This window comes from Pseudomonas sp. NPDC087598, from assembly GCF_044743525.1.
GTDB lineage: Bacteria > Pseudomonadota > Gammaproteobacteria > Pseudomonadales > Pseudomonadaceae > Aquipseudomonas.
The window spans coordinates 1-5,819 of the sequence record NZ_JBIUWQ010000116.1 but is presented as its reverse complement, the minus strand read 5'-3'; the positions used below and the strand labels follow the sequence as shown (position 1 = coordinate 5,819).

Here is a 5,819-nt window from a genome sequence, read left to right as displayed (position 1 = left end):
ATTCTCAACGAAGTCATCAGCGGCAATCCGAGCCAGCTACGCGGCTACACCGAAGTGGCGGGGCAGTCGGCACGCGTGATCGTCGCCAACCCTTACGGCATCACTTGTAATGGTTGTGGCTTCATCAACGCGCCAAGGGTGACGTTGAGCACCGGTAAACCGGTGCTCGACAACGGTCGCCTGGATCGCTTTCAGGTCGATCAGGGTTCTGTCGCCATCGAAGGCGCCGGTCTTAACGCAACCAACGTCGACCGCTTCGAAATCATCACCCGCAGCGCAAAGATCAACGCTGAGATCCAGGCGCAGAATCTGACGATCGTCGCCGGTCGCAACGACGTCAACGCGCAGACTTTGAACGCCACCGCCCGCGCCGATGACGGCAGCGCCAAACCGCAACTGGCCATCGACTCCTCGGCACTCGGCGGCATGTACGCCGGCGCGATCAAACTGGTCGGCACCGAGGCCGGGGTCGGGGTGAAACTCGACGGCAAACTGATTGCCAGCGGCGGCGATATTCAGCTCGATGCCAATGGCCAATTGAGCCTCGCCGATACCTCGGCCACTGGTGCGGTTAACGTCAAAGCCGCCAGTCTTGAAGCGCGCGGCCCGGTCTACGCCGGCACCGCACTGAACGTGCAGACCCAGGGCAACCTGACCAACCGCCAGACCTTGGCCGCACGCGACAGTGTCGTTCTCAGTGCCGGCGGCCAGTTGACCAACGTGGGTGCTATCGACGCGGGCGTCAACGCCGACGGTAGCCGCAATGCCAGTGGCGACCTGAGCATAACTGCGCAGAACCTCGACAACAGCGGCAAAAGCCTCACCGCCAGCCGCAACCTGACTGTCAATACCGCGCAGACCCTGAACAACCAGGGCGGCACCCTCAACGGGCAAAGCGCTGCGATCACCGCCGGTACGCTGGACAACCGCAATGCCGGCAAGGTGCAGAGCAACGTCACCCTGAACCTCAATGCCGCGCAGGTGCTGAACAGCCAAGGCGTGATCACCAGCAACGCCAGCCTCACCGCCACCATCGGCCAACTGATCAACAGCAACGGCGAACTCAGCAGCCAGACCGACGCGGTCCTCAACGTCACCTCGCTGGACAACGTTGCCGGCCTGATGAGCGCCGGCCGTTTGCTCGATATCAGCGCCCTCGGCGCAATCAACAACCGCACCGGCAAGATCGGCGCCAAACAGAATCTCACGCTAAACGCCCAACAGCTCGACAACAGCCAGCAGGGCCAGTTGACCAGCGAAGGCACGCTGACCACACGCATCAGCGAGCAACTGAACAACCAGAACAAGGGCCTGATCCAGGCCAACGGCGGCATGGACGTGCAGGCCACGCGCCTGGATAACCGCGCCGGCAAGATTTCCAGCCTGGACACCCTGACCGTCAGCAGTACCACCACCGACAATCGCGGCGGCACCTTGCGCGCCGATCAGGCAGCCAAACTGCTGATCAGCAACCTGGACAACCGCGACAAGGGCCGCCTCGAAAGCAAGACCGCGCTGACCTTCGACGGCAACACGCTGGATAACAGCAATGGCGGCCTGCTGACTTCGACCGGTGTGTTGAGCCTCAAAGCCAAAGCCGTGACCAACGATGGCGGCCGGATCTCCGCCAAGGGCGATATCGATGCGAACATCGACAGCCTCAATCAACAACACGGTGAACTGGTCGCCGAAGGCAATCTGAAACTCACCGGCAAAACCCTCAACAGCCATCAGGACAGTCTGGTCGGTTCGCTCAAGGCCTTGACGGTCAACGTCGAGCAGATCGACAACCGCGCCAGCACACTCTCCAGCCAACTGGACCTGCACATCAACGGCGCACGCCTCGACAACAGCGAGGGCGGCAAGGTGCTGTCCGACACGACGTTGGGCCTGAAAGTCGCGCAGATCATCAACGCCAGCAACGGCCTGATTTTCAGCAAAGGCGCGAGCACCCTCAGCGGCATCGGCTTGAGCAACGTCGGCGGGCGCATCGTCAGCCAGAAGAATCTGGAGCTGACCTTCGACGAGGCCATGGACAACCAGCAAGGCCTGATCAGCAGCGAAGGGCAGATGACCCTCACTGCCGGCAGCCTCGATAACCGCTTGGGCAAACTGTCGAGCCTTGAAGCGATGGCGCTGACCGCCACCGGTTCCGTGCTGAGCCAGGGCGGCCTGATCGCCTCGCAGAAAGGTCTGACGTTCAAGAGTGGCAGCCTCGATAACAGCGACAACGGCATCATCAGCGCCAAGGCCGATTCGACCCTGACCACCGGCGACTTCAAGAACCGGCAGGGCGGCAGCCTCGCCACCGATGGCACGTTGTTGCTCACGACCGCGCACCTGGACAACTCTGGCGGCACTATCGGCAGCCAGAAGAAGCTGGACGCTTCGCTCACTTCGCTGGAACAGGACGGCGGCGAGCTGTTCAGCAACGGCGACCTGACCCTGGACATGAACAACGGTCTGCTCGACAACCAGCGCGGCAACATCCATACGCCGGGTCAGTTGCTGCTGAAAAACCTCAAGGACGTCAACAACAGCGCCGGCGAAATCTCTGCCGCCAAGGCTTGGGCCGTCAACGCGCAAAGTCTGAACAACGACGGCGGCAAACTGCTGAGCAATGAAAAACTCACCCTCGTCGTCGACCGTGCCCTGAGCAACGTCAAAGGTCTGATCGCCTCGGCTGGCCTTGAATCGCGCAGCGCCAGTCTGGACAACAGCCACGGTGAAATACGTGGTCGTGGCGATGTCGACTTCAGCGTCACTACAATGTTCGATAACCGGGACGGCGTGGTCATTGCCGACAACGGCCTGACGATCAAAGCCGCCACTCTGGATAACCGTCAGGAAGGCCTGATCGGTTCAACCGAAGCGCTGAGCCTCAATGTCGACCGTGTCGACAACCGCAACGGCGAGCTGTCGAGCAAGAGCGATGTCAGCCTGATCGGTGCCTGGCTCGACAACAGCGACAGCGGTTACATGCTCGCCGGTGGCAATCTGGCGTTGACCGTCAACGACGTCATCAACCGCAACAAAGGCCTGCTGTCCGGTGACACCGGGCTGACACTGACCGGCAAGACGCTGGAAAACAGCGGACGTCTGACCAGCCAGAAAGATCTGGCGATCAACCTCTCTGCGGATCTGAACAACGCGCAAGGCAGTGTCGTCAGCGAAGGGGCCTTGGCGATCAATGCGCAAAGTCTCAACAACAACGCCGGCACCGTCTCCAGCGCCAAAGCGCTCACCGTCGACACTCGCGGCGCGGTCAGCAACCAGGGCGGCAGCCTGCTGACCGACGGCAATCTCACCCTCAACAGCAGTGCGCTGGATAACCAGCAAAAAGGTGTGATCAGCAGCAAGGCCAAACTGAACATCAGCACCGGCGCACTGAATAACAATGATGGGGCGAGCATTTACGCCGCCGATCAACTGGAGATCCGCGCCGGCCAAGTGACCAACGCGACGGGCAGCCTCGGCGCTGGCAACTCGCTGATCGCCAATATCCAGGGCCTCGATCAACAGGGCGGCAAGCTGTTCAGCAGCAACGGCACGGTCACTGTGGATCTGAATGGCGGCGCACTGAACAACCAGGGCGGCACCCTCAGCGCGCCGGGCCAGTTACTGCTGAAAAATCTCGCCGACGTGAACAACCGTGGCGGCGAGATTTCCAGCGACAAGGCTTTCGAACTGATCGCCAAGTCGCTGGACAACAGCGGCGGGCAACTGCTGAGCAACCACAAGCTCACCCTGACCCTCGACAACGCGCTGACTTCGATCAAAGGCATCATTGCCGCCGCTGCGTTGCAGATTCGGACGGCGAGTCTGGATAACAGCGACGGCGGTGTATTGCTCAGTGACAGCGATATCGAGGTCAGCGTCGATGGCCTGTTGAAAAACACCAACAAAGGCAGCATCCGCGCCGCACAACAACTGACCCTCAACAGCACCGGTCTGAATAATCAGGGCGGCACACTGGTGGGTGTTTCCGCTGCCGCGATCGATCTGGGCGCCACCGCGCAGGACCTGAACAATCAGGACGGCCTGATCAGCAGCAAAGGGCTGTTGAGCATCGCCCATCTGCGCGATCTCAATAACCAGAATGGCGTGATCAACAGCAAAGGCGTGCTGAGCATCGCCACCCTGCGTGACCTGAATAACCAGCAGGGCGAAATCTCCAGCGTCAACAGCTTCAGCCTCAGCGGCAACAACCTCGATAACCGTGGCGGCAACCTGATCAGCAACGATCAGTTGACTGTTACGGCGGCCGATCTGAACAACCAGGGCGGTCTGGTCTCCGGCTGGAAGGGCGTAAACGTCAACGGCGGCGCCGTCGACAACAGTTTGGAAGGTGCGATCTCCAGCCAGCTCGGCAACGTCAACATCGACCTGAGCGGCGCACTGCTCAACCACAGCAAAGGTGGCATCGGTGGTCTCGGCGAGGTAAGCATCACCGCCGCCAGTCTGGATAACAGCGGCGGCACCGTCACGAGCGGCGGCAAGCAGACGTTGACGATCAACGGCGGCAACATCAGCAACACTGCGGGCGGTTTGATCGAAAGTGGCGACGCACTGGATATCCGCGCCGCCACGCTGGACAACACCTCCGGCAGAATCAGCGCCACGAAAGCCCTCAATTTCACCGGTACGCAACTGAACAACACCCGCGGCAGTCTGGTTGGCGATGACAGCGTCACCCTCGACCTGCTCGGTGCCTTGATCAATACCAATGGTGCTCTGGGCAGTACCGGCCGATTCTTGATCAACCGCTCCGCCAGCATTGATAACCGGGGCGGGCAATTGATCAGCCAGACCCTTCTGAGCTTGCTCACCAGCGGCGATCTGAACAACAGCCAGCGCGGCACCCTGTCGGCCAAAGATCAACTGGATATCACCGCTGGCGGCACGCTGCATAACGAAAACGATGGCTTGATCTCGAGTCGCGATGCCGGCGTGTCCATCACCGCCGCCGCGCTGAACAACGCCAAAGGTGCAGCGCAAAGCATGACTGCGCTGACTGTGAACACGGGCACTGGCGCCATCGACAACCAGGGCGGCAAGATCATCGCCCAGAATGGCGACCTCAACCTGACAGCGGCCAGCCTCGAAAGCCGTGGCGGGGTGCTCTCAAGTCTCAAAGGCCTGCTGCAAACCCGCCTGAACGGCGTACTGCGCAACGGTCAGGGCGGCAAAATCGAAGGCAGTCGCCTCGACCTGCAAGCACTGGGCGGCATCTACAGCGACGGCGGTCGAATTGCCGCCAACACCGGCAACATCCTGCTCAATACCGGTGGCGGCACGCTCGACAACAGCGGCGGCGGGATCTATGCGCGCGGCGTGGTGAAAACCACCGCCGGTTCGATGAGCAACAACAACGGCCAGATCAGCGGCAGCAGCATCGATCTGGGTGTCGACGGCAATATGAGCAACAGCAGCGGCCTGATCGAAAGCGCCAGCACCTTGGCGATTCGCGCTGCCAATCTCGACAACCAGGGCGGCAAACTGCGCGCGCTCGGCACCAACGGCAAAACCGATTTCCAGATTGGCAGCCTGTTCGATAACCGCAATGGTCTGGTGGAAACCGCCAACACTGACTTCACCCTCGCTGCGCCAAATTTCCTCAACGCCGGCGGTTCGGTGACACATGTCGGGGTGGGTGAGTTCGGTATCTCGACGGCCAACGTGATGAACGCCGGCGGCTCGCTGGTAACCCGTGGCGGCCTGACGCTGAACGCGGACAGCTGGACCAACAGCAGCGTGATTCAGGCGGGGCGGTTGACGGTGAATGTCGGCAATTTTGTGCAGACGGCGAGCGGGCAGTT

1 protein-coding gene is annotated in these 5,819 nt (G+C 61.1%); it reads left to right on the top strand.

From position 1 onward, the window contains the following. Positions 1-5,819: filamentous hemagglutinin N-terminal domain-containing protein (locus ACIOWE_RS29575; RefSeq protein WP_401398482.1), on the top strand; the 5,819-nt coding region annotated here is incomplete at both ends.